Source organism: Rhizobium nepotum 39/7 (assembly GCF_000949865.1).
GTDB classification, from domain to species: domain Bacteria; phylum Pseudomonadota; class Alphaproteobacteria; order Rhizobiales; family Rhizobiaceae; genus Agrobacterium; species Agrobacterium nepotum.
In genome coordinates this window covers 128,388-149,114 of sequence record NZ_JWJH01000002.1, presented here as the reverse complement: position 1 = coordinate 149,114, position 20,727 = coordinate 128,388, and the positions used below count along the sequence as shown (strand labels likewise).

Sequence of the window (20,727 nt, the reverse complement as noted above, 5' to 3'; positions counted from 1 at the left end):
TCACGCGATCAGGAACCGCTCTTCAGACGCTTGCGGTGAAGTTCTTCCGAATTCGGCAGGGCCTTTTCCGGCACGCCGAAAATCTGGCCGGGCTCGATCAGATCAGGGTTTTTGATCTGATCCTCGTTGGCGAGGTAGATCGTCGTGTAACGCACGCCCTGTCCGTAAACGCGCCGGGAAATCTGCCACAGCGTATCGCCGCGGCGGATGATGACGCTGTTCTGGCTCTCGGCAAGCGGCGGCTGCTCGAATGTCTGCGGACCGGCGGGCGCCTGCGGTGCAGGTGCGGGCGGTGCGATGATATGGAGTTCGGCAAGACGGCTTGCGAGCGTCGCGATGCCCTTGCCAATCCCCGCCACGTCGTTCGGCCATGCCTCTACCGATGTCAGCAGCTGACGCGCCTTGGCGGTGATGTCGCCTGCAAAGGCGGTGAAGGACGGCTCGGTACCTGCGGCGGTGCGGAACTCGGAGAGCGACTTGAGGCCGATCACCACGGCGGAGCGGCCGGCAATGGCCTGATCGAGCGCAGGTGTCGCCTGATCCTTGTAGAGATTGGAAAGAATACCGAAGGCCTTGGCGACATCCGTGCGCAGTTTTTCGAAAGCGGCGCGGTCGCTTGCCGTGCTCTGGTTCTCAGCGGGCGCGGCGGTCGTTGCGGCAGAAGGCGAGGCGGTGGCCGGGGCCTGCATGGCGACGGTTGCCTGATCGGTCTGCGGACGCTCGAAAGGAACGCGCACGCGCAGCTTCACCGTGCCGTCGGCACTCAGTTCCTCGACAGTGATGATATGGCTGCCGACGGAAAGTTCGACATTGCCCTCAATGACGAAATGGCCGGAGGCTTCCGTGGTGCTTTTGCCGATTTCCTTGTCGTCGACCAGCGCCCGCACCGTCGAAGCGGCGGGTGCGGAACCCGCGACGAAAATCTTCGATCCTTCGAATTCGACGGCGGTGACCTGAACGGTTGCGGTCAACGGGGCAGCGGGGGCCACACCGGCTGCGGACGGAGCCGTCGTGCCGGCGGCGGGCGCGGTCGTGTTGTTGGCCGTTGTCGTTGCAGGCTGTTGCGGGGGTTGGAGCGCGGAGGGTGCAGCCTCCGGCATGGCGAGCACGCGGCTCGCTTTGCCGGGCTTGGAAACCATGGCCAGAAGTTCGCCCGCCTTGCCATCAGGCACGGACACGGTCGCCACTTCTTCGGATTGCGTCGCCTTGCCGCTGGTGTCGGTCGAGCGCAGCACCAGCTCATGGTCGCCGGGCGGCAGGGGATTGTCGAAAACGGCAGCGAAATCGCCCGAACCGTCGATTGTCGTCTGGGCGACCACCTTGCCGTTGCTGAGAATTTCCAGCTTGGAGCCGGGCTGTGCCTTGCCTGCAATCACGGCCGAGCCATCCGGTTCGACGCGCAGCACGTCGAAGGTTGGCGCACCGGAAGAGGTCTGCGCAGCATCGGTCGGTGCTGCGGCGGGCTTTGCCGGTACGGGCGCACCATCGTCAGTGCCGGTGAAGACGCCCGCGAGACGGCGAACCTGTGCGGCGGCAGCGGCCGCATTTTCGGGCAGTCCGCGCAGGAAGACGGTGGTGCGTTCGGCCGCTGTGCGCGCTGTGGTGATGAGCCGCGATGTCGTTTCGTCCAGCGTCTCGGGAATTTCGATATTGGTGAGTTCCTTGAGCGATGCCTCGACATTTTTGCGTGCCGTCGCGAAATCGGCGTCGGAGGGAACCTTGCTATCGGCGAAAAGCGTGGTCAGATCCTTGATCGACTGGGTGGCGGAGGCTGCCAAGCGTCCCACCTTGTCGGCGATATTGGCGGTTTCCTCCGCGGCGTCGGACAGAATGTCGCCCGCCTTGTCGCCGCCCATTTCAACGCTGTTCTTCACCGCGTTGCCCGCCTCGTTGATGGCGTCGCCGATCGGTTTGCCGTCATTGGAGATCCTCGGCAGGACGAAAAAGATCATGAGCAGGGACGCAACGCCCAGCACGATCAGCGCCAGCAAACCGGCTTTATTGTTTTTCATCCTGGAATCTCCGGGTATTGTAAGCTTTTTACACGAGTTGAGATTGCTAGCGTCTTACCTTGCCCCAGACAAGCGGCGTGGCCGTAAAAGGCCATATTTGCAAGGGATTTCCCAAATTTTCTTGACGTGCCGCATCCAGCATAGTTCCTTCACTTGATGACGGACAAAAATACAGCGATTCGATCCATCTGCGTTTATTGCGGCTCCCAGCCCGGACGTGATCCCGCCCACATGGAAGCAGGCCGCGCGCTTGGGAAATCCATTGCCGAAAACGGCATTCGCCTCGTTTACGGCGGCGGCACCAAGGGCATCATGGGCGCGGTTGCCAGCGGCGTTCTGTCCAACGGCGGCGAAGTAACCGGCATCATACCGGAATTTCTGGTCGATATGGAGGCGACGCGCCATTCTCTCGGACAATTGAACGAGCTTGTCGTCACCAAGGACATGCACGAGCGCAAACATATGATGTTTGAGCGCTCAGATGCCTTCGTGACGCTGCCGGGCGGCGTCGGTACGCTGGAAGAGATCGTCGAGATCATGACCTGGGCCCAGCTCGGCCGTCACGCCAAGCCGATTGTTTTTGCCAATATCAACGGCTTCTGGAACCCGATGCTGGAACTCGTGCAGCATATGCGCGATCAGGGTTTTATCCATCGCGCCCATCTTCTCAACCCGCTGGTCATCGACGAGGTCAAGGACATCGTGCCCACCATCATCGACCGGGCGCTTGCGCAACAGAACCCGGAAGGCGATCCTTCGGTGATCTCCCGTCTCTAGGCCTCGGATAAATGTTAACGAGCCGCCATGCGGTTCGTTACAATTTTAAGTGTATATTAATAGAGATTTGACTGCGGCGTCGCCTCGCCCGCGCTTTTCATGGCTCCACGCCCGATCCTGTGCCAGCGTCAACAAGGTGTTGGCTGATTGCGGAATTTGATTTCGCTGCCATGAGATCGGGGTTCATTCCGGAATGATTGCTTTTGTGGTGCGGCTGAAAAGCCGGGCGCATTTTATTATTCAGAGAAGCCCGTTTGAGGGCAGGGGCGCAGTCCTCGGTTCCGCCGCCCGCCGTCGGGTCGAGGCGAAAAAGAGGCTCGGGCTCCTGATTGCGGGCTTCGCCGTCATCTTTGGCGTCGTCGCGGCACGTCTCGTCCAATACGGCCTTGCCGAACCCATCGCGACCGCATGGGTCAACACCGGCTCCATCGCAGTCGCTTCCAGACCCGATATTGTCGACCGCAACGGCACGCTGCTCGCGACCGATCTCAACATGGTGTCGCTTTATGCGGATCCGCGCAGGATCGTGGACGCGGATGAAGTTGTTGAGAAGCTCGCAACCGTCATCCCCAATCTCGACTGGCGCGAAACGCACCGCAGATTGCGTTCGGATACCGGTTTTCAATGGTTGCGGCGTCAGCTGACGCCGCGCCAGCAGGCGGATATCCTCGACCTCGGCATACCCGGCGTCGGTTTCCGGCCGGAAAAACGGCGCTTTTATCCGGGTGGCCCCACCGCCTCGCATATCATCGGCCACGTCAATGTCGACAATCAGGGCCTTGCCGGCATGGAGCGTTATCTCGACCAGCAGGGGCTGGCCGATCTGCGCGCCGTGGGCCTCGCCAGCGGCGCCCCGCTGGAGCCGGTGAGACTGTCGATCGATCTGCGGGTGCAGAACATCGTCCGCGAGGTCGTCTTGAAGGCGAAAAGCGCCTATCAGGCGGAAGCGGCCGGTTCGGTGATACTGGATGTGGAGACGGGCGAGGTGCTGGCCATGGCATCGGTGCCCGATTACGATCCGAACGAACCTTCCCGCACCCTTGCCGATGGCAGCATCGACAGGGAGTATGAAAAAGGCTGGTTCAACCGCATGAGCAACGCCACCTTCGAGATGGGCTCCACCTTCAAGAGCTTCACGCTCGCCATGGGGCTGGATGCCGGTGCGATCACGCTAGGTTCGGTGGTCGATGCCTCGCGGCCCATCCGCATGGGCGGCTTCACCATCAAGGATTTCAGGGGCAGGAACCGCCCGCTTTCAATCCCGGAAGTGTTTCAATATTCATCGAATATCGGCACGGCGGCAGTCGCCGACAAGGTCGGGATCGAAGGCCATCAGCAGTTCCTGACGAAACTGGGGCTTCTCTCCAGAATGGACACGGAAATGCCGGGCGTTGCCACGCCCACCCAGCCGCGCACATGGAAGAAGATCAATTCCGTCACCATCTCCTTCGGCCACGGCGTCGCCACCACCCCGTTGCAGACGGCGGTGGCGGCTGCAGCGCTCATCAATGGCGGCAACCTGATTTCGCCGACCTTCCTGCCGCGCTCCAGAGAGGACGCGGTGGGGCTTTCCCGCGGCGTCATCAACGGGAAGACGAGTGCGGATATGCGCTATCTCTTCAACTGGAACGGCATCAAGGGGTCCGGCCGGGGCGCGCAGGTGGAGGGATTTCATGTGGGCGGCAAGACCGGCACCGCCGACAAGGTCATCAATGGCCGTTATGCCAAGGATATCAATTTCAACGCCTTCGTTGCCGGTTTTCCGATGCACAAGCCGAAATATGTCGTGCTGACGATGATCGACGCCCCGAGGACCGGCGTGAACGGAGGGCGCACGGCGGCCTCGACCGCAGCACCCATGACCCGCGAAATCATCGCCCAGACGGCCGCCCTTCTCGGCGTCAAACCACGTTTCGGTTATGACGCGACACCGCAATTACTGGTCGATTATTGACGGTTGTTATCGCTTGAGCCGCAGCAGGCTTGAGCCAGTATAGATCGCCAGCGCCACCCAGATCATCGCAAACGCCGCCATCCGCACCATGTCGAAGGGCTCCTTGAAAATGAAGATGGCGATCAGGAAGATCATCGTCGGCGCGATATATTGCATGATGCCGATGGTCGACAGCCGCAAAAGTTTTGCGCCGTTGCCGTAAAGAATGAGCGGAACGGCGGTGATGAGGCCACTTGCGACCAGAAGCCAGGTGTCAGTCGTGTTGCCTGCCATGAAATGCGCCTGTCCACTGAAGCCCAGCCATGCCATCACCAGCACGGCGGGAACGGAGAGAAGCATGACTTCAAGCAGAAAGCCCTGTGTGGCGCCGATAGGCAACGTCTTGCGGAAGAAGGCGTAGAAGCCCCAGGACACGGTGAGTGCAATGGAAACCCACGGCAGGCTGCCCGCATGCCAGGTGAGGATCGCGACCGCGAGCGCCACCAGAACGATGGCGGCGATCTGTGCGGGATAGAGTTTTTCCTTCAAAAGTACAGCACCGAGGAAGATGCTGAACAGCGGATTGATGAAATAGCCCAGTGCCGCATCGAGCGCGCGGCCCGCGCCGATCGACCAGATATAGACGCCCCAATTAATACTGATAAGAGCGGCCGTGAGGCTCGCCATCGCGAGCATTTTCGGATTTTTCAGCGCCGTTCTGATTTCCGCTGTCCGCCCGATCGCGATCAACACCGCAGCGGCGATCGGTACCGACCAGATCACGCGATGTACGATGACCTCGATCGGCGAAATATGCGCGACCGCCTTCATGTAGAAGGGAAGGAACCCCCACAGCAGATATGCGGAAAGCGCGAAAGCAAAACCGCGCGCGCTATCGCCGCCCTCTTGGGCCGGAAGCGTTTTATCGAGTGCCATGGGAGTACCGCCAATTATTAGGGATGGCCCTTCATAGCGGATCGGCGTGGCGGCGGCCAATTCATTTCCGTGAAGCGTTCATGAGAAAAACTGCACGGATAAGAGGCGCGTTGCTCTTGAAACAGACCGTTTTCGCAAAAAATGGCGGATGTTGATAATTTCATATGACCACGTCCGGACACTTCGTGTCCCCGAGCAAGGCTGCTCTACTCTTGGCCTCGCTGTTGTCGTTGCCACTGAAAGCAGGTACGTCGCTCCTCCAGCATGCAATCGTAATTTGAATTTTGTTTCCCGTATGTCCCCCGAATTGGGGACGAAGAAGCTGCATGGTTGTGCAATTTCTGCCGCAGTTCCAGGCAGGAAGATGAAAACTCCATGTTCGACTTTGAAATTTCGGCAAAAATCTCCGGTGCTGTCGGCTATACGCTCGTGGCATTGTTTTTTGCTTTTGAAACACTTCTTGAACAAAAACGGAGCGGAAAAGCGGTGACGTTTGCCGGGTTGTTTGGTTTTGTTCTATGCATTCTCTGGCCCGCCGCCATCATTCTGGTGCTGATCTGGGTGCTTTATAGCTATCTTGCGAGAACAGGATTTTCCAACTGGTGCCGGTCGATCATTTTTCGATGGTTCTGATGCTCGCAATCGCAGCTACGAAGTCCGCCTGACGCGACATTCCTGTTTTGGAGAGGATCGCCTTCACGTGCGACCTCACAGTCTCTCTGCCAACCGATAGCTGGTGTGCCACCGAAGCAACGTCGCTGCCTGTTGCCAATTCACGCGCCACTTTTGCTTCCGCCGGCGTGAGATCGAAAAGGCCCTTGATGACTTCCGCCGAAGGCACGCGTTGGCGGTCGATGGGGGTGACGATCATAAACAATGCCGCATTGGTGAAGATATCGCGCGCGCCACCCTCCACGGGCATCACGTGGACGACGGCAGGAGCGTGATCTTCCATCGTCGGCAGCGGAAAAGAACCGCTTGCGCCGCTTTGTGCCATGCGTCGTTGCTCGAGCAGGCTAGTCAGAAAGGCGTTGGCAGGCGTGTGAAGAAACCGAATTCGCCCGAAGGCAGCCGTCATGATACGCGGCGACATTTGCTCCAGGAGATGGTTCACGGCAATCGCCACGCCATCGGCGCGAAGAACGGCGGCAGGAAGGCCGGCTATCTGCAAAGCCTCTACGGCGGCCCTGACCCGTTCGAATTCCAGTCTGCTGGCCATCGTCGCCGCCCTTGCGAGATGCGGACGAAGGCGATCGAGATATGCGATGGCCTCGGCGGTGACGGGCCCTGTCGCCGCCTTTTTCTCCACCGCGAAGATCATTCGGTCCCCGCTTGGCGATGTAATGAAGGTGGAGGTTCCGAAGCCGTAACCGAGAGGCTGCATGACCTGCGTAAAAATAGGCTGCGAATTGTAGTCTTGCTCGCTGAAATGATCAGCTTCGTCAATGAAGCCCTCATGCTCGATTGTCAGCAGCTTGGCGGCGCGCGAGTTCCGGTTGAGCCAGCCTTCATCCACCATTTTCTGGGTGAGATCGGCAAGAGAGTCCGAGGCGATCGATCGCGCTGTCGTCGTGCTGGTACTGAATAGTGCCGTACCGTGGGCAGACGCGCCGTGAGCCATGATATCCAGCACTTCCTGCCATTTGTCCGGCAGGAATGCTGCTTCGTATATAAGGTCGAGTGTCTTATTGATATCGGTCACGCCATGCCCCGGAATGCGCTGCTTTTACAAAGGTCAACACAGGATACGGGATGTTTGCCAACGACCGGTAAATCCGGTCGATCTGAACGGGCTATTTTCCGGCAAAGCCATCGGTTGCGCGGATCAGCCGATCGAGAATGCCGGGTTCGCTCAACGCGTGTCCGGCCGCCTCGACAATATGGAAATCCGCCTTCGGCCACGCCTTGGCAAGCTGCCAGGCATATTTCAGCGGGCATGGCATGTCATAACGCCCATGCACGATGACACCAGGAATATCGCTGAGCTTGCCGGCATCGCGCAGCAATTGCCCTTCTTCCAGCCAGCAGCCATTGACGAAGAAGTGGTTCTCGATCCGCGCAAACGCGATGGCATATTTGTCCTCGCCGAAATCCTCGACGCGATCGGGATCGGTAACGAGAGCGATGGTTGCGCCTTCCCACTGGCTCCATGCCTTGGCGCATTCGAGCTTCTTCGCCTTGTCCGTGCCGGTGAGGTAGCGGTTATAGGCCTGCATCATCGCGCCGCGTTCCGCTTCCGGAATGGGCGCGATGAAGTTTTCCCAGCGATCGGGATACATTTCCGAGACGCCGAACTGGTAATACCAGTCCAGTTCCGGCTTGGTAACGGTGTAGATACCGCGCAGGACCAGTTCGCTGATGCGGTCCGGATGCGTCTCGGCATAGGCGAGCGCCAGAGTGGAACCCCAGGAACCGCCGAAAACCAGCCATTTTTCGAAGCCGCAGAGCCTGCGCAGTTTTTCGATGTCGGAGACAAGATGCCAGGTGGTGTTGGCTTCAAGTTCCGCATGCGGCGTGGAGAGGCCGCAGCCGCGCTGATCGAACAGGATGACGTCGTAAAGTGCGGGATCGAAGACGCGCCGATGTGTGGGGTTCACCCCGCCGCCCGGGCCGCCATGCAGAAAAACCGCCGGTTTTGCACCGCGTGTGCCAACCCGTTCCCAATAGATCGTGTGCCCGTCGCCGACATCGAGCATACCGCTCTCGAAGGGTTCAATCTCGGGATAATAGCTGCGCAATTCTTGCCTCATATCTCACTTTCCTTCGGTGGCCATTCGGCCGTGTCGTGGTCCGGGTGCTGACGGTTGTTCACCGGCACTCGGTTCTCATCCGACGCAGGCTCCGGCTCGACCGGCAAGCCGTCGAGGTCCGCGAACCAGTGCATCTTGTCTACGAGGTTGGACTGCGCGTCGGGTATTACTCGCTCCGGCTCGTCCAGCGAACCAAGGGTGATGTTGATGAAATCGGCATCCGGCAGATCGTAGAAAAGCGGTGTGCCGCACCGTCCGCAAAAGCCACGGCGCACCTGATCGGACGACTGGAACCACGAAACCTCGCCACGGGTCAATTCAAACTGCGCACGGCTGCTTGCGGCAAGCGGCATGAAATAATTGCCCGATGCCTTCTGGCACATGCGGCAATGGCACACATGCGGATAACGCAGGCCGCCATCGATCCGGTAACGAACCGCGCCGCATTGGCATCCACCACTGAAGTTTTCGGTCGCGCTCATGCGCGCTCGTCTTCCGGTGGCCATTCGGCCGTGTCGTGGTCCGGGTGCTGGTAGGAGGTGATATCAGCCTCATCGACGCTCTGTTCAATTGCCGGTTTGGTAAACAGCTGCTCGATCCACGGCATGCGCTTGTGGATATTGACCTGCACCTGCGGCTCGATCAGCGTGGGTTCATCGAATGCGCCGATGGCGATCTCCACGCCACCAGGATAATGATAGGTCAGCGGCGTGCCGCATTTGTTGCAGAAGCCGCGATGGATTTTTTTGGACGAGCGGAAGAGGGAAGGCTGGCCGCGCGTCCAGGTCAGATGCGCCTGATCGGCGGTCACCAGCGCGCCGAAGAAATTGCCGAAATGTTTCTGGCACATACGGCAATGGCAAATGGAAGGCCGGCCGATCTTGCCCGCGTGGAAACGCACGGCGCCGCATTGGCAGCCGCCCGAAAAGCCCATTTCGCTCATTATCTGTTCTCCGGTGGCCAAGTCTTGGTGTCGTGGTCGGGATGCTGGTAGGAAACCAGATCCGTGAGATAGCTGACCGAAGTCAGATCATCTTCCGTGGGGACCGCTGGCAGCGTGTGGATGCTGTCGACGAAATCGATCTTGCGTTCCACCCCCCACTGAATGGTGGGCGGCAGGGCAGCGGGGTCGTCGAAAGCACCGGCGGCAACCGCGATGCCATCCGGCGCCTCATAGGTCAGCGGCGTGCCGCATTCGGCGCAAAAACCGCGTTTGACGACGCTGGAGGACTGAAACCGTTTCGGCTCGCCACGCGTCCATTCAAATTCGACCTCGCGCACCGAAACCAGCGGCGCATAATAGGCGCCGAAAGCTTTCTGGCACATGCGGCAATGGCAGATCGAACTGTCTTTGAGATCGCCGCTTGCGCGGAAGCGGATCGCGCCGCACTGGCATCCGCCTGTGTAAGTCGTCATGCTTGGCTCTCCTTTCCCGTTCGAAGAATGTGGAGACAGACATTGTCGATGTCCTTCATAATATCATCATTCCAGAACCGCAGGACGGTCCAGCCGTCTTTCTGCAGCCGAGCAGTTCTTTCGCGATCGTATTGTAACGCTGCCTCGGATGTGTGCTGAGAACCATCGACCTCGACAATGAGGCGATGATCCGAACAAGCGAAATCGACGATAAAACCGGCGATCGGCATTTGTCTGCGGAAACTTAAGCCTTCAAGGCGATGAGCGCGAATGGCGTTCCAGAGTTTTAGCTCGGCATCTGTCATCGTTTTCCGCATCTGCTTTGCGTACTTGCGATGCATTGGGTCTACGTCTGCGTGCGGCATGATTGGGTCCGCCATTTAGCTGCTTTACCCCAGATTGGTTGAGGTAATTCAAAACCGCAAGCGGATTGTGGTGACTGTCAGGCCCCCCTCTGCCCTGCCGGGCATCTCCCCCACAGGTGGGGAGATCGACTGGAAGCACACTCCCGCTCCATATTCAGCGTTGAAGATGGGCGAGCGATAACCGCAATTGATCTCCCCACCTGTGGGGGAGATGCCCGGCAGGGCAGAGGGGGGTAAGCCTCCAGCCGCAGCGGCGACCTACCGCTTCAATTCCCAAGTCGTCGTCCGCTCACCCGTTTCCCTGTCCTTGCCATCCTTCAGCTGAATACCCTTTTCAGAAAGCTCGTCGCGCAAACGATCCGCCTCCGCAAAGTTCTTCGCCTTCAGCATTTCAAGGCGCAGCTGCACCAGGGCATCCACGGCCGAAACGATGGCCTCGTCCATTTCCGCCTTCTTCGGCAAAACACCGAGCAGGGCGGCGCTGGCCGCAAAGGCGGGCAGGCGGGTGGGATCGGTGTTGGCGGCATGCGCCAGCGCGTGCAGCGCCTGCACGGCAGCAACCGTGTTCAGGTCGTCGGCAAGCGCATCAAGCACGGCTTCGTCCGGTGCGGCGTCGGTGGTTTCGGCCGCAGGCCACTTGGCCAGCAGGCGTTCAGCCTCTTCCAGACGCTTCACCGAAAAATCGATCGGCTCGCGATAATGCGTCATCAGCATCGCAAGGCGAAGAACCTCGCCCGGCCATTGGCGGCCGCCGAATTTTTCCGTGTGCAGCAATTCGTAGATGGTCACGAAGTTGCCCTCGGACTTCGACATCTTGCGGCCTTCCACCTGTACGAAGCCGTTATGCATCCACAGATTGGCCATGACATGCGTGCCATGGGCGCAACGCGATTGCGCGATTTCGTTCTCGTGGTGCGGGAAGATGAGATCGAGCCCGCCGCCGTGAATGTCGAACACTTCGCCGAGGTAGCGACCGGCCATAGCCGAGCATTCGATATGCCAGCCCGGACGGCCGCGGCCCCAAGGGCTTTCCCAACCGGGTTCGTTTTGCGAGGAAAGCTTCCACAGCACGAAATCGCCGGGCGTTTTCTTGTGGGCCTCCACCGCCACGCGCGCGCCCGCCTGCTGCTCGTCCAGCGGGCGTTTGGAAAGCTGGCCGTAGTCCGCCATCGAGCGGGTGTCGAACAGCACTTCGCCGCCCGCCGTATAGGCATGGCCGCGCGCGATGAGCTTCTCGACGAGCCCGATCATTTCAGCGATATAGTCCGTGGCGCGCGGTTCGACAGTCGGCTGAAGGCAGCCGAGCGCGGCCACATCCTCATGGAACTGGTCGGCGGTCTTTTTGGTCACCGCATGGATGGCGTCGTTCAGCGGCAGATGCGGATAGTCCCGCAGCGCCCGCGCGTTGATCTTGTCATCGAGATCGGTGATGTTGCGGGCATAGGTCACATGGCTCTCGCCATAGACGTGGCGCAGCAGCCGGTAGAGAACATCGAAAACGATGACCGGGCGCGCATTGCCGATATGCGCGAAATCGTAAACCGTCGGGCCGCAGACATACATGCGCACGTTTTCAGCGTCGATCGGCGCAAATTCCGTCTTTTCGCGGGTCAGTGTATTGTGAAATTTCAGGCGCAAGGACATGCGGCAGTTCCCTAAAGGCAGAATATTGTCCTGGCCGGAACGTTTGTCTTTGCGACTTTGCGGGAGACGAAAACGATCTGGCCGGTGGTAAACCAGCAAAATTTATTCAGCAGCAGGTGCAGATCGTTGTTTTCATGTCTTGCCTTATGGCGCGCCCGTCTTTTGCGGTCAAGCGTTTCTCTCTTCGCCAGACCGGTCGTCGGCCAAAAGCTTATTCCGGCAGACGGTAGTCCACGAATTTCCGGTCTCGCACCACGAAGAGCTTGCCGGTTTCGGTAAGTTCGGGGGAGGCAAGCGGCAGAATGGCAGCGGCAACCTCGGAAGGGTGCGGTACGGTCGCCGGGTCTTCGCCGGGCATTGCCTGGGCGCGCATCGCCGTGCGTGTCGCGCCGGGATTGATGCTGTTGATGCGCAGCGGCGTCTTTTGCGTCTCCGCAGCCCAGGTGCGGGCAAGCGCCTCCACGGCGGCCTTGGAGGTGGAGTAGACACCCCAGAAGGGACGACAGCTATGGGCGACGCCCGAAGACAGGATCAGCGCGCGGCCGGCATCCGATTTCAGAAGCAGCGGCTCGACCGAACGGATCAGCCGCCATGTGGCGGTGACATTGATGGTCATGACCCTTTCGAAGACCTTCGCCTCGATATGGCCGACCGGCGAGATGACGCCGAGAACGCCGGCATTGGCGACCAGAATATCGAGCTTGCCCCAGCGCTCGAAGATATTGGCGCCCAGCGCATCGATGGCGTTCATGTCGGAGAGATCGAAGGGAACCAGCGTCGCCGTACCGCCGACAGCCTTGATGGCGTCATCCAGATCCTCGAGGCCGCCGACCGTGCGGGCGCAGGCGATGACATGCGCGCCGGCCCTGGCGAGTTCCAGCGCCGTGAAATAACCGATGCCGCGCGAAGCGCCGGTGACGAGCGCAATCCGGCCCTTGAGATTGATGGTCATGTTTCCCCCTCCGAAATTCATTCCGCTTCTTTTATGAAGCGACTGACGCCAATCGCAAGCGATCAAAATGCCGCAGCGGGCAAGGCTCAATCGCGCGCAATAAAAAAGCGGCCACCGGAAGCCGGTGGCCGCTTGTTCGTCCGGACTGTCAGCCGTTGCTGGCCAGCATGGAAATCTTGCTGCCCATCGCCTCGCCATTCTGGTCGAGAAGGCGGGTGGGATAATCGCCAGTGAAATAATGGTCCGTGAATTGCGGGCGCGCATTGTTGCGGTTCTCGCCGCCGACGGCGCGGTAAAGCCCGTCGATGGACAGGAAGGCCAGCGAATCGGCGCCGATGAATTTCGCCATGTCGTTGACGTCAGCAAATTGGTTAGCCAGAAGCTTGTCGGCGTCCGGCGTGTCGATGCCGTAGAAATCCGGATGGAAGATCATCGGGCTGGCGACGCGGATATGCACTTCCTTTGCACCCGCTTCGCGGATCATCTGCACGATTTTCACCGAGGTCGTGCCGCGCACGATGGAATCATCCACCAGCACCACACGCTTGCCTTCGATCATCGCCCGGTTGGCAGAATGCTTGAGCTTGACGCCGAAAGCGCGGATCTGCTGCGTTGGCTCGATGAAGGTGCGGCCGACATAATGGTTGCGGATGATGCCGTATTCGAAGGGGATACCGCTTTGCTGCGCAAAACCGAGGGCTGCCGGCGTGCCGCCATCGGGAACCGGGACAACGACATCGGCTTCGAGCGGCGCTTCCTTGGCAAGGTTCATGCCCATGTTCTTGCGCGTCGTATAGACGTTGCGGCCGCCGACGACGGAATCGGGACGGGCGAAATAGACATATTCGAACAGGCAGAGACGCTCCGGTTGCGGCTTCGAGGGCTTGCGCGCATCGATGCTGATCGAGCCATCAGGCTGGATTTCGCAGATGATGACTTCGCCGTTTTCAACGTCGCGCACGAATTTCGCGCCGATGATGTCGAGAGCGCAGGTCTCCGAGCAGAAGATCGGCTTTCCATCAAGCTCGCCCATGACCAGCGGGCGGATGCCTATCGGGTCGCGGGCTGCAATCAGCTTGGTGCGGGTCATGGCCAGCATCGAATAACCGCCTTCCATCTGGCGGATGGCGTCGATGAAGCGGTCGGCGGTGGAGCTGTGGCGCGAACGGGCGATGAGGTGCAGCACGACTTCGGTATCCGATGTCGACTGACAGATGGCGCCGGTGGCGATAATCTGGCGGCGAAGCGTCAGGCCATTGGTGAAATTGCCGTTATGGGCAATCGAAATGCCGCCTTCTTCCAGCTCGGCAAACAGCGGCTGCACGTTGCGCATCGCCACTTCGCCTGTCGTGGAATAACGGGTGTGGCCAATCGCGATGGAGCCGGGCAGGCGGGCAAGCGTTGCCGGATCGGTATAGTGATCGCCGACGAGGCCCATATGCCGTTCCTGATGGAAGCGCTTGCCGTCGAAGGAGACGATGCCCGCTGCCTCCTGGCCGCGATGCTGAAGCGCATGCAGGCCGAGAGCGGTCAGGGCGGAGGCGTCGGCATGGCCGAGAATGCCGAAGACGCCGCACTCTTCGTGCAGCGTGTCGCCGTCGATCTCTTCATTGAACGTGGCCTCATGGAACTTGGAATGCGAAAGCGGCTCAATCATCCGGCTTGCCCTTGCTCTCTAACGAGAAAAAACGAAAGACCTCCCCGGTGAGTTTGTCTCCCGGTCGGCCTGTCTGTGTCGTGCTTGATATTTAGCACAAATAGCGCGCCTTGCATGCATTGCAAGGCGCGACACTGTGTCAATTATTCGTTGCCGGCGGATTTGTTGCCGGTACATCTTCCGCAGGCGCCTGGGTTGCTGCCGGTTCCTGCTGTTTTCCGAGAATGCGGGCGCGGATCTGCGGCTCGATATCATCGGGTAGGACCGCCTCCAGCTTACCCACCAGCCCGTCGAGGAAGGGCTTGGACTTGGCCTGGGTTACCCATTGCGGCTGCGTCTTCACATCCACCAGCCAGTTCCAGAAGGCGACTGCGACGACCAGCAGCAGAATGCCGCGCGCCGCGCCGAACAGGAAGCCGAGCGTGCGATCCAGCGCACCGATGCGGCTGTCGATGATGAAATCGGCAATGCGCGAGGTGATGAAGGAAATGACGACGAGGGAGATGAGGAAGACGACACCGGCCGAACCGGCAATGGCGATCTTGTCGTCATCGGTATAGTTGCGCGCATAGGGCAGCAGGATCGGATAAAGATAGTAGGCGGCGGCGACCGAACCCGCCCAGCTCGCGATCGACAATATCTCACGGGAAAAACCGCGTACCATCGCGAGAATGGCGGAGAAAAGAACAACGGCGATGACGATGCCGTCGAAAATTGTAATGGGCATATACCAACTCCGGAGGTGCGACGCCTTGTCAGACGCTGCCTTGCCAATTGTGCGATCCTCTTACACCACTGTTTCCCTTGGCGAAAGGATCAATATTCGTCGTCCTCAACCTGTTTGAACCGGTTGCCGGAGCCTGCGATGCGGGCGACAAGGTCCGGCAGGCTCTCGATTTCCGTCCAGCGACCCTTGCCCGCTTTCGGCAATTCAGCCGAAGCAGACGGCAGAAGTGCGGCGGAGAAGCCGAGTTTTTCGGCTTCTTTCAACCGCTGGGCCGTGTGGGAGACGGGCCGTACCGCGCCCGACAGGCTGATCTCGCCGAAATAGACGCAATCGGCGGGCAGGGCAAGACCGGCAAGCGAGGAAACCAGTGCGGACGCGATCGCCATATCCGCCGCCGGTTCGGAAATGCGGTATCCGCCGGCGACGTTCAGATAAACGTCGTGCTGGCCGAGCTTCACGCCGCAATGGGCCTCGAGCACGGCAAGGATCATGGCGAGCCGTGAACTATCCCAACCGACCACCGCGCGGCGCGGCGTGCCGAGCGAGGTGGCCGCGACCAGCGCCTGCACCTCGACCAGAATGGGGCGGGTGCCCTCCATGCCGGCGAAGACGGCAGCACCAGGAGACTTGTCGTTACGCTCGCCGAGGAACAATTCGGACGGGTTGGAGACCTCGCGCAATCCCCGGTCGGACATTTCGAACACGCCGATCTCGTCGGTCGGCCCGAAGCGGTTTTTGACGGTGCGAAGAATGCGGTAATGGTGGCCGCGATCGCCTTCGAAATAAAGCACGGCGTCTACCATATGCTCCACCACGCGCGGGCCGGCGATCTGGCCTTCCTTGGTGACATGGCCGACAAGCACCATGGTCGCGCCGGTCTGCTTGGCATAGCGGATCATCGCCTGCACGCCGGTGCGCACCTGCGTTACCGTGCCGGGAGCGGAATCGGCCGTGTCGCTCCACAGCGTCTGGATGGAATCGATGATGACCAGATCGGGTCGCTTGCCCTCGGAAACCGTTGCCAGAATATCCTCGACATTGGTTTCGGCCGCCAGCAGCACATCGGTATCCGCCGCACCGAGACGCTGGGCGCGCAGGCGCACCTGCGCCACCGCCTCTTCACCCGATACGTAGATGACACGGTTACCCCGCCGCGAAAGGGCTGCCGCTGCCTGCATCAGCAGGGTGGATTTGCCGATACCCGGATCGCCGCCGATCAAAACCGCCGAACCACGCACGAAGCCGCCGCCGGTCGCCCGGTCCAGTTCGCTGATGCCGGTCGGAATACGCGGCGCTTCCTCTATTTCGCCGGATAGCGAGGTGAGCGTGACGGGCCGGCCCTTTTTCGGCGTCTTGCCGGGGCCGGAGCCGATGCCGCCCATCGGGTCTTCCTCGACGATGGTATTCCACTCGCCGCAGCCTTCGCATTTTCCCGCCCAGCGGTTGTGTATCGTGCCGCAGTTCTGGCACACGAATTGGGTCTTGGCTTTGGCCATGTTATGTCAGTTTTCTTCTTGTTTGAAATCGCTGGCGGAAATATCCTGGTGGCCGTGCAGCACGCGCAGAACGGTTAGATCAGCCTCATCGATGCGGAAAAAGATCACACGCTCACGATAGCTGATGCTACGCAATCCCACTCCATATCCGCTTCTTGAAACACCGGACAGGCCGAGTGCCGCTACCGATTCGATCTTGGAGAAAATATCGAGAACAAGGCGATCCGCAGCAACGGGATTTTCAGTCTCGATATAGGCATGGTCCTCGGCAACATCGAGCCTTGCCCGCGTGGTCCAGATAGGGGTCCGGAGTTTAATGATCAGTCCCCATTTTTTGCTGTGAGGAAATGCGCTTTATATCGCTGAGGAATTCTTCTCCTGATGCATAGCGATGAACCCGGCCCGCATCGGCATCGTCAAGCCCTTCCTGTATCAGCAACTGAAGTGCGGCCCTCTTGCCCTCATCGCTACTCAGCAATTGCAGGCTCGCATGAATAACCGCGTCCGCATCACTATAGACGCCCGCCGCTACCTGCTCTTCGATGAACTTTTCATCTTGCTCGCTCAAATGGATTTCGGGCATTTCGATCTCCTTTTGTTCTCTTGTAGCACAGGTCGCTTCCGCTTTCCAAGGGCCAACGGCGTGGCCCGGAGTTTGTCAGGGAAAAGTGGAACCCGGTTTTCCCGAAAGACAAACGAAAATAGAGGAATCTAGAATCGGTCTGGCTCAGGATGAGCCTGACCTATTCTAGTCGTCAGCCATCAGATATTGCCGCTCATAACGCAGGCCTAGCCCCGTCAGCATCTCGTAACCGATTGTGCCGGCCGCCCGCGCTACCTCGTCGAGCGGTACGTTAGGGCCGAAAAGCTCGATATAATCGCCGGTGCGAACGGCATTTGCCGGTATGTCAGTCACATCGAAAATGGTGAGGTCCATGGTCACGCGGCCGGCCACCGGCGCCTTGTGCCCGTTGATGATGCCATAGGCGCCGCCATGGCCCATTTCGCGCAACGGAATGCCGGAGCCGGACAGAGAACGCTGATATCCGTCCGCATAACCGACGGAAGCGATGGCAAGGCGGCTTGCCCTTTTGAGCAGGAAGGTGCCGCCATAGCTGACGGTCTGGCCTTCGCCCGCTTCGCGAATCTGGATGATCCGTGCTTCGGCCCTGGCGACGGGCCGCATCGGATTTGCAACGTCGTTGACAGCCTCGCCGCCATAAAGCGCGATGCCGGGGCGGGTGAGGTCGAAGTGATAGTCAGCACCCAGAAATATCCCGGCCGAGGCCGAAAGGCTTGATTCGATACCTTCGAAAGCGGCGCCAACCTTCCGGAATGATTCGAGCTGGACCTTGTTCATGGGCGAAGACGGCGTGTCGGCGCAGGCGAGATGCGACAGTACCAGAACCGGGTCGAAACTCGCCGGCCGGGTCACGTCGTCGGCCAGAAATAGTGCATCGTCGAGCGGCAGGCCGAGCCGGTTGAAGCCGGTATCCACATGCAGCGCGCAGGGGTGGTCGCCGCGCTCGGCAACTGTCGCCATCCAGAAGGAAAGCTGCTCTTCCGAGGCCAGAACCGGCACGAGATCATTGTCGAAGACCTGACGTTCCTGGCCCTGCCAGATGCCTGATAGCACGAAGATGCGCGCTTCCGGGGCATAGGACCGCAAGGTCGCACCTTCAGCCGCCGTCGCCACGAAGAAATCCCGCGCGCCGGCGTGATAGAGCGTCGCGCCGCAATCCTCGATGCCAAGCCCATAGGCGTCCGCCTTGACGACAGCCGCCGTCCGCGCATTGCCGGAACGCTTCTTCATGTCCCGCCAATTATCGGCCAAGGCACCGAGATCGACGGTGAGCCTCAACGGCGCATGTTCGAAAGCATCGATTTCGTTTTCGGGGCCAGTTTCGTTTTCGGGGAATGTGTCTTCAAAGTCGTCTGTCATGCCATGCGTCCGGTTGATTTGGCGTCCGGTTGATTTGGAACCGGGTGGGAGCCTAGCACTTTTGTTCAAGACGGTAATGACCGATTGATTTAAACTCGCTCTATGCACAATGTTTCGCAGGAACAGGCCTTAGATTTCATGCCCGTCGCGGCGACGGAAACGACGCGTTTCTGGCGCGATCGGCGTTTCGGTGGCATGGAATGTCTGAGCGCGACGTTCCTGACACATGAATATTCGCCGCATGCGCATGACACCTTTTCGATCGGCGCGATCGAGAGCGGCTCGCAGATTTCCACCATTCAGGGGACCACAGAGCAGACGGGGCCGGGGCATCTCTATCTCATCAATCCGGGCGAGATTCACGACGGCGCGCCCGGTGGCGGCGGCTATCGCTACCGGATGATCTATCCCGATGCGGCGCTTCTGCGCGATATCATCGAGGATGTGACGGGTAGAGCTTTCCGTGGCACACCGTCCTTTCCGCGATTTCTGCCGCGCGATCCGCAGATGGCGGCGGCCTTCCAGATGGCGCATCGGCGGCTGGAGACCGGATCCGGCGCTCTGGAGGCGGATGAGGGCATGTTTTCGGTTCTCGCCACACTGTTCGGCAGGCACGGCAGCGCCATCATCCTGCCCGCCGAAACCCGCGAGAAAACGGCGGTCCATATCGCCCGGGACTATCTTTCCGACAATTACGAGACAGATATCGGCCTTGAGGAACTGGCGTCAATAGCCGGCCTCAGCCGCGCCCACCTCATTCGCGCTTTCCGTAAGGAATTTCATATAACGCCGCACGCATATCTGACCGATATACGCATCCGGCAGGCGCGCCGTCTTCTGCGCGCCGGCGAGATGCCGGCCGAGGTTGCGGCGCTGTGCGGCTTTGCCGATCAGGCGCATTTCACCCGGCATTTCAAGGCGCGCACCGGCGTCACGCCGGGGCAATTCCGGGTGGCGTAAACCCAACTTGGCGTTTCCGCCGTGCAATGTCACTTTCCTTCAAGACCGTGAGGTTTGCCGGGCGTAATCGCACTCTTCTGAAAAGGAGAATGCGATGTCCCACTTGGAAAAGCGCGCGGAATTCGGCGCGGGGTTGAGGGCCGCCGCCCCGCTGCTGGTCGCGATGGTGCCGATCGGCGTGGTGTTCGGTGCGGTCGCCATCGGCAGGGGCCTGTCGCCGCTGGAAGCTTCGCTGATGTCGCTGCTGGTTTTTGCCGGCGGCTCGCAATTCGTGGCCATGGATCTGTGGACGCATCCGGCAAGCTGGAGCGCTCTCGGTTTCGCCGCACTGCTGGTCAATCTGCGCCATGTATTGATGAGCGCCTCCATCGCCGGCAAGCTGGAGGACTTCAGCGGTTGGCGAAAATATGCGGCCATGCTGCTGCTGACCGACGAATCCTGGGCGCTGTCGGAGTTCCGCGTCATCACGAGCAGACTGACTGCGGCCTTTTTCACGGGCGCTGCGCTGTCGATTTATCTCGTCTGGAACCTTGCCACTCTGGCAGGCGCATTGCTCGGTTCCGTCATGGGAGACATGTCGGTCATCGGTCTGGATTTTGCATTTCCGGCCGTGTTCATCGTGCTGCTGATGGGGTTCTGGAAGGGCAGGGAAACGGGCCTCGTGCTTTTGGCGAGTGCCAGTGCCGCTTATCTCACCCATGCGCTGTTGCCAGGCGCCTGGTATATCGCCGCCGGTGCCCTGACGGGGCTTGCCGTTGCCGCCTTCGGTCAGGGTGAAGAGTTGGAGCAGCCGGCATGACGCTTGATGCAAACACGCTGCTCACGATCCTCGCCATGATGGCGGCAACCGTCGCCACGCGCCTGGGCGGTCTGCTGCTGGTCGATCATTTCACTCTGACGCCACGTCTGAAAAAAGCGCTCGGCGCAGTTCCGCCCGCTGTTCTGATGGCCGTGGTCACGCCGACAGCGCTTGCAAGCGGGCTGGCGGAAACCATCGCCTGTGCGGTGACGGCGATTGCTGCACTCCGCCTCAGCCTCCTGCCGGCCGCAACCTTCGGCGTCGTCACCGTGGCGCTGCTGCGCGGAATCGGATTGTGAGGCGATCCTGCCAAAGCCTTGAAAAGACTCTGTGCATTCGATTGTGAAGGCGCATCAGAATA

22 protein-coding genes are annotated in these 20,727 nt (G+C 60.1%); 6 read left to right on the top strand and 16 right to left on the bottom strand.

Annotated elements, in window-relative coordinates; translation table 11 throughout:
* Positions 1-8: 8 nt before the first annotated feature.
* Positions 9-2,012, bottom strand: coding sequence for a LysM peptidoglycan-binding domain-containing protein (locus RS75_RS02315; protein ID WP_045016971.1), 2,004 nt, complete (start codon positions 2,010-2,012; stop codon positions 9-11).
* 156 nt (positions 2,013-2,168) lie between these two features.
* Between RS75_RS02315 and RS75_RS02310 the strand changes: the two genes are divergently transcribed.
* Together RS75_RS02310 and RS75_RS02305 are read left to right on the top strand one after the other, a co-directional pair.
* On the top strand, positions 2,169-2,789 hold the full coding sequence (locus RS75_RS02310; protein ID WP_084686347.1) for an LOG family protein: 621 nt from the start codon (positions 2,169-2,171) through the stop codon (positions 2,787-2,789).
* Positions 2,790-2,982: 193 nt separating this feature from the next.
* Entirely contained in the window at positions 2,983-4,743 is a 1,761-nt protein-coding gene (locus RS75_RS02305; RefSeq protein ID WP_045016967.1) for a peptidoglycan D,D-transpeptidase FtsI family protein, read from the top strand.
* A gap of 6 nt (positions 4,744-4,749) precedes the next feature.
* Here RS75_RS02305 and rarD read toward each other — a convergent pair whose 3' ends face one another.
* Positions 4,750-5,658 (bottom strand): EamA family transporter RarD, encoded by a 909-nt coding sequence (gene rarD, locus RS75_RS02300; protein WP_045016965.1) that lies wholly within the window; start codon positions 5,656-5,658, stop codon positions 4,750-4,752.
* Between the two features lie 375 nt (positions 5,659-6,033).
* Here rarD and RS75_RS02295 point away from each other — a divergent pair, with 375 nt between their 5' ends.
* On the top strand, positions 6,034-6,291 hold the full coding sequence (locus RS75_RS02295) for a hypothetical protein (RefSeq protein ID WP_045016962.1): 258 nt from the start codon (positions 6,034-6,036) through the stop codon (positions 6,289-6,291).
* On the opposite strand, the gene RS75_RS02290 is transcribed toward RS75_RS02295, so the two are convergent.
* From RS75_RS02290 to alr, 14 genes are all read right to left on the bottom strand, one after another.
* Positions 6,272-7,360, bottom strand: coding sequence for a helix-turn-helix transcriptional regulator (locus RS75_RS02290; protein ID WP_045016960.1), 1,089 nt, complete (start codon positions 7,358-7,360; stop codon positions 6,272-6,274). The genes RS75_RS02295 and RS75_RS02290 overlap by 20 nt on opposite strands.
* A 91-nt stretch (positions 7,361-7,451) precedes the next feature.
* A complete protein-coding gene (pip, locus tag RS75_RS02285) occupies positions 7,452-8,408 on the bottom strand; it encodes a prolyl aminopeptidase (protein ID WP_045016959.1) in 957 nt (318 codons plus the stop codon).
* Positions 8,405-8,890, bottom strand: coding sequence for a GFA family protein (locus RS75_RS02280; protein WP_045016957.1), 486 nt, complete (start codon positions 8,888-8,890; stop codon positions 8,405-8,407). Before RS75_RS02280 ends, pip begins: the two co-directional genes overlap by 4 nt.
* Positions 8,887-9,351 carry a GFA family protein gene (locus tag RS75_RS02275; protein ID WP_045016954.1) on the bottom strand — a complete coding sequence of 155 codons (465 nt, stop codon included), beginning with the start codon at positions 9,349-9,351 and terminating at the stop codon, positions 8,887-8,889. The genes RS75_RS02280 and RS75_RS02275 overlap by 4 nt, the downstream gene beginning before the upstream one ends.
* Positions 9,351-9,824 carry a GFA family protein gene (locus tag RS75_RS02270; RefSeq protein WP_045016952.1) on the bottom strand — a complete coding sequence of 158 codons (474 nt, stop codon included), beginning with the start codon at positions 9,822-9,824 and terminating at the stop codon, positions 9,351-9,353. Before RS75_RS02270 ends, RS75_RS02275 begins: the two co-directional genes overlap by 1 nt.
* The gene (locus tag RS75_RS02265) at positions 9,821-10,189 is read right to left on the bottom strand and encodes an endonuclease domain-containing protein (protein WP_045016950.1); all 369 of its coding nucleotides are present in this window, start codon (positions 10,187-10,189) and stop codon (positions 9,821-9,823) included. Before RS75_RS02265 ends, RS75_RS02270 begins: the two co-directional genes overlap by 4 nt.
* 258 nt (positions 10,190-10,447) lie before the next feature.
* Entirely contained in the window at positions 10,448-11,833 is a 1,386-nt protein-coding gene (gene cysS, locus RS75_RS02260; protein WP_045016947.1) for a cysteine--tRNA ligase, read from the bottom strand.
* A gap of 211 nt (positions 11,834-12,044) precedes the next feature.
* Positions 12,045-12,785, bottom strand: coding sequence for an SDR family NAD(P)-dependent oxidoreductase (locus RS75_RS02255; RefSeq protein ID WP_045016945.1), 741 nt, complete (start codon positions 12,783-12,785; stop codon positions 12,045-12,047).
* Positions 12,786-12,933: 148 nt separating this feature from the next.
* Positions 12,934-14,442 (bottom strand): amidophosphoribosyltransferase, encoded by a 1,509-nt coding sequence (purF, locus tag RS75_RS02250; protein WP_045016943.1) that lies wholly within the window; start codon positions 14,440-14,442, stop codon positions 12,934-12,936.
* 139 nt (positions 14,443-14,581) lie between these two features.
* A complete protein-coding gene (locus RS75_RS02245; RefSeq protein WP_045016928.1) occupies positions 14,582-15,169 on the bottom strand; it encodes a CvpA family protein in 588 nt (195 codons plus the stop codon).
* A gap of 89 nt (positions 15,170-15,258) precedes the next feature.
* On the bottom strand, positions 15,259-16,665 hold the full coding sequence (gene radA / locus RS75_RS02240; RefSeq protein WP_045016926.1) for a DNA repair protein RadA: 1,407 nt from the start codon (positions 16,663-16,665) through the stop codon (positions 15,259-15,261).
* Between the two features lie 6 nt (positions 16,666-16,671).
* Complete coding sequence (locus RS75_RS02235; protein ID WP_045016924.1) at positions 16,672-16,965, bottom strand: type II toxin-antitoxin system RelE/ParE family toxin; 294 nt, start codon at positions 16,963-16,965, stop codon at positions 16,672-16,674.
* Positions 16,966-16,978: 13 nt separating this feature from the next.
* Positions 16,979-17,248, bottom strand: a complete 270-nt coding sequence (locus RS75_RS02230) for a type II toxin-antitoxin system ParD family antitoxin (RefSeq protein ID WP_045016922.1) — start codon at positions 17,246-17,248, stop codon at positions 16,979-16,981.
* A 165-nt stretch (positions 17,249-17,413) separates the two neighbouring features.
* Positions 17,414-18,607, bottom strand: coding sequence for an alanine racemase (alr, locus tag RS75_RS02225; RefSeq protein ID WP_045016920.1), 1,194 nt, complete (start codon positions 18,605-18,607; stop codon positions 17,414-17,416).
* A gap of 102 nt (positions 18,608-18,709) precedes the next feature.
* Between alr and RS75_RS02220 the strand changes: the two genes are divergently transcribed.
* The 3 genes from RS75_RS02220 to RS75_RS02210 all read left to right on the top strand — a co-directional run bounded on the left by RS75_RS02220 (position 18,710) and on the right by RS75_RS02210 (position 20,665).
* Complete coding sequence (locus RS75_RS02220; RefSeq protein ID WP_045016919.1) at positions 18,710-19,567, top strand: AraC family transcriptional regulator; 858 nt, start codon at positions 18,710-18,712, stop codon at positions 19,565-19,567.
* A 94-nt stretch (positions 19,568-19,661) separates the two neighbouring features.
* The gene (locus tag RS75_RS02215) at positions 19,662-20,366 is read left to right on the top strand and encodes an AzlC family ABC transporter permease (RefSeq protein WP_045016917.1); all 705 of its coding nucleotides are present in this window, start codon (positions 19,662-19,664) and stop codon (positions 20,364-20,366) included.
* Positions 20,363-20,665: an AzlD family protein gene (locus tag RS75_RS02210; RefSeq protein WP_045016915.1), complete on the top strand. Its 303-nt coding sequence runs from the start codon at positions 20,363-20,365 to the stop codon at positions 20,663-20,665. Before RS75_RS02215 ends, RS75_RS02210 begins: the two co-directional genes overlap by 4 nt.
* Positions 20,666-20,727 lie beyond the last annotated feature (62 nt).